The following is a 3,682-nucleotide window of genomic DNA, read 5'->3' on the forward strand; positions in this document are numbered from 1 at the left end:
ACCTGTGAGCCTCACGTGGTGACCGAGGCGCCGCCCAGCACGGCGACGAGCAGGGCCGCCGCGGCGCGCCGCTGCCACCCGGGCTGGATCTCGCGCCAGCCCGGGGCGTGGCGGTGCCACCAGCGGGCAGGGCTGTGCCCGGCGCTGGTGCTCGAGCGGTCCGCCACCCCGTCCCCGTCGGCCGGGGACGACCTGCGGCGCACCGGGCCCGCGGGCGTCACCCGCTCGCGCCGCCACCACCCCCGGACGCCGGGCCCACCGAGGTCGCCCGGCACCCCCGCGGTGCCGCCGTCGGAGGCGACGTCACGGGGCAACCCTCGGGTACCTGTAGAGTTCCCGCCGAGCCGCCGGCCGGCGACCCGGTGCGCCCGAGCGGGAGCACCGGCCCGGCCGCCGTCCCCCGGACGTCCTGCCGCGCACGAGCGTGCGGTCGCGGACGGCCGCCACGCCGACCTCACCCGCGCGACGACGCGCCCACCCCGCCAGCACGCGACGAGCGGGCGCGCCCGCGCGAGCGGCGCCGCGCCCGGGACGGAGATGCATGAGCACGCCCACCACACCGCCCGACGACCACCGGGGCGGCCCCGACAGCGGCGCCCGCCACGCCCTCGCCGACGCCACGACGGCCGACGGCGCGACCGTCGGCACCGTGCCGCCCGGCCCCGCGGAGAGCCCCGCCGAGTCCTCGGGCGCGCGTCGCCGCGTGTCCGCCCCGGCGCGGCCGCACGGCGGCATCTCCGTCCTGGAGGCCCTGAAGGACCCGCGCCGCCTGCGCATCGAGGTCCTCGCCGGCCTCGTCGTGGCCCTGGCGCTCATCCCCGAGGCCATCGCCTTCTCGATCATCGCGGGCGTCGACCCCCGCCTCGGGCTCTTCGCGTCCTTCACGATGGCCGTGACGATCTCCTTCCTCGGCGGCCGGCCGGCGATGATCTCGGCGGCTACCGGGGCGACGGCGCTCGTCGTCGCGCCGCTCGTGCGCGAGCAGGGCGTGCAGTACCTCTTCGCCGCGGTCATCCTCGGCGGCGTCGTGCAGGTGGTCCTCGGCGTGCTCGGCGTCGCGCGCCTCATGCGCTTCATCCCGCGCAGCGTCATGGTCGGCTTCGTCAACGCCCTGGCGATCCTCATCTTCATGTCGCAGGTGCCCCAGCTCGTCGACGTGCCGTGGGCCGTCTACCCGCTCGTGGCCGTGGGCATCGCCGTCATCGTGCTGCTGCCGCGGCTGACCACCGCGGTGCCGTCGCCCCTCGTCGCCATCGTCGCGCTCACCGGCTTCGTCGTCCTCGCGTCCGTGACCGTGCCGGACGTCGGCGACCAGGGCGAGCTGCCCCAGGACCTGCCGTCGCTGCTCCTCCCGGACGTCCCCCTCTCCTGGGAGACGCTGCAGCTCGTCGCCCCGTACGCGCTGGGCGTGGCCGTCGTCGGGCTGCTCGAGTCGCTCATGACGGCGAAGCTCGTCGACGACGTCACCGACACCGGCTCCTCGAAGACCCGCGAGGCCTGGGGCCAGGGCGGCGCGAACATCGTCACCGGCTTCTTCGGCGGCCTCGGCGGCTGCGCGATGATCGGTCAGACGATGATCAACGTGAAGTCCTCCGGGGCCCGCACGCGCATCTCGACGTTCCTCGCCGGGGTCTTCCTCCTGCTGCTCGTCGTCGTCCTGGGCGACGTCGTCGCGGTGATCCCCATGGCCGCGCTCGTCGCCGTCATGGTCATGGTCTCGGTGGGCACCTTCGACTGGCACAGCGTCCGTCCCGCCACGCTGCGCCGGATGCCGCTGTCGGAGACCGCCGTGATGCTCTCGACCGTCGCCGTCACCGTGGCCACGCACAACCTCGCCTACGGCGTCGTCGTCGGCGTGCTCGTGGCCATGACGCTCTTCGCGCGCCGCGTCGCCCACCTCACCGAGGTCGTCGAGGTCGCCCAGCCGGACGAGGGCACCCGCGTGTACGCCGTCACCGGCCAGCTCTTCTTCGCCTCCAGCAACGACCTCGTGCACCAGTTCGACTACGTCGGCGACCCGCACGACGTCGTCATCGACCTGTCGGGCGCCAACGTCTGGGACGCCTCGACCGTGGCGACGCTCGACGCCATCGAGACCAAGTACGCGGCCCGCGGCAAGACGGTGCGCATCACCGGGCTCGACGAGCACTCGGCCCGCCGCCGCGACCGCCTCGCCGGCCACCTCGGCGGAGGGCACTGACGGTGGCCGGTGCTGCTGGTGCCGAGGCCGGGGCCGACGGGGACGAGGGCGCGCGTCCGCTGCAGATCGGGCGCGTCGCCGAGATCACCGGCCTCTCGCTGCACACCCTGCGCCACTACGACGAGGTCGACCTCCTGCGGCCCTCGGCGCGCAGCGAGGGCGGCTTCCGGCTCTACACCGCCGGCGACGTCGACCGCCTCCTCGTCATCCGCCGGATGAAGCCGCTGGGCTTCTCCCTCGAGCAGATGCGCGAGCTGCTCGAGGTGGTGGACGCGCTGCCCTCGGCCACCGGGGCGCAGGAGGCGGCGCTGCGGGAGCGGCTCGCCGGCTTCACCGCCCTGGCCGAGGACGCCCGGCGGCGCATGGTCGAGCGCGTGGCCATGGCCGACGAGCTGCTCGAGCGGCTGCGCGCGCGCTGACGCGGCCGGGACCCGTCGGACGACGGACGCCCGTCGGCGAGGCCGACGGACGGCGGCTCACCCGCCTCGAGAGGCCGCGGTCCGTCGGTCTCGGCTCAGCGCGTGCGGAGCAGCTCCCCGACGGGCGAGCCGTCGAGGTGCTCGAGCAGGTCCGCGGGGTCGCGGTAGACCGCGACGGCGCCGGCCGCCTCGAGCTCCTCGCGGGAGATGCCGCCGCAGGTCAGCGCGATGCACGCCATGCCCGCCGCCTTCGCCGACTCCACGTCCCACACGGTGTCGCCGAGCACCACGGTGCGCTCGGCGTCCATGCCGTGCTGCTCGACGGCCACCGACAGCAGGTCCGGCGCCGGCTTGGCGGCCTCGACGTCACCGGAAGTCGTGGTGCCGGTGAGGGCGTCCTGCGCGCCGATGGCCGGCAGCATCCACTCGAGGTCGCCGGCGCCGCCGCTGGTGGCCAGGACGACGGCCAGGCCGCGGTCGGCGAGCGCGCCGAGGAGCTCCGCCGTGCGCGGGAAGGCCCGCGCCTGGTCCCGCAGGGCGTCGTAGCGCTCGGAGTGCGCCTCGCTGACGCGCTGCACGAGGTCGTCGTCCACCGCGCCGCCGCCGCCTCCCGGCGGCTGGTCGAGCCCGCCGCGGCCGAGGACGCGCTGCACCAGCTCCTCGCTGGCGATGCCGATCGCGCGGTGGACCGTCGCCATGTCGACGTCGTCGACCCCGTTGTCGCGGAAGGCCTGCCACCACGCCAGGACGTGCAGGTAGTTGGTGTCGAGCAGGGTGCCGTCGACGTCGAGCAGGACGCCGGCGCGCGGGGAGTCGTCGGCGGGTCGGTCGGGCGAGCTGGGCACGGGGCTACCTCCAGGCGGCGGGTGCGCCCGGCGGGTCGGCGCGCGCGCCGCGACCCGGGCGGGCGCCGTCCGTCGACCGTACGGTCGCCGCGCCCGCGCCACCCGTCGGCAGCGGTCGCGGGCGACGACGGCGCCGCCTACCTTCGGACGTCCCCTCCGCCGGGGTGCTCGTCGTCCGGGCGCCGCGGCGGTCCGCCCGCAGCACCCGCGGCTGCGCC

The 3,682-nt window shown here is 76.1% G+C and carries 4 protein-coding genes; 2 read left to right on the forward strand and 2 right to left on the reverse strand.

Going from position 1 to position 3,682, the window contains the following annotated elements; translation table 11 throughout:
- Positions 1-11: 11 nt before the first annotated feature.
- A complete protein-coding gene (locus tag HLB09_RS14435) occupies positions 12-314 on the reverse strand; it encodes a hypothetical protein (RefSeq protein WP_171204033.1) in 303 nt (100 codons plus the stop codon).
- Between the two features lie 227 nt (positions 315-541).
- Here HLB09_RS14435 and HLB09_RS14440 point away from each other — a divergent pair, with 227 nt between their 5' ends.
- Together HLB09_RS14440 and HLB09_RS14445 are read left to right on the forward strand one after the other, a co-directional pair.
- A complete protein-coding gene (locus HLB09_RS14440; RefSeq protein WP_171204034.1) occupies positions 542-2,200 on the forward strand; it encodes a SulP family inorganic anion transporter in 1,659 nt (552 codons plus the stop codon).
- Positions 2,201-2,202: 2 nt separating this feature from the next.
- A complete protein-coding gene (locus HLB09_RS14445) occupies positions 2,203-2,619 on the forward strand; it encodes a MerR family transcriptional regulator (RefSeq protein ID WP_171204035.1) in 417 nt (138 codons plus the stop codon).
- A 95-nt stretch (positions 2,620-2,714) separates the two neighbouring features.
- Here the strand turns inward: HLB09_RS14445 and HLB09_RS14450 are convergent, their stop codons facing one another.
- Positions 2,715-3,464, reverse strand: coding sequence for an HAD family hydrolase (locus HLB09_RS14450; protein ID WP_171204036.1), 750 nt, complete (start codon positions 3,462-3,464; stop codon positions 2,715-2,717).
- Positions 3,465-3,682: the final 218 nt, after the last annotated feature.

The sequence above is a fragment of the Pseudokineococcus marinus genome, from assembly GCF_013004605.1.
In the GTDB taxonomy this organism is placed as follows: Bacteria; Actinomycetota; Actinomycetes; order Actinomycetales; family Quadrisphaeraceae; genus Pseudokineococcus; species Pseudokineococcus marinus.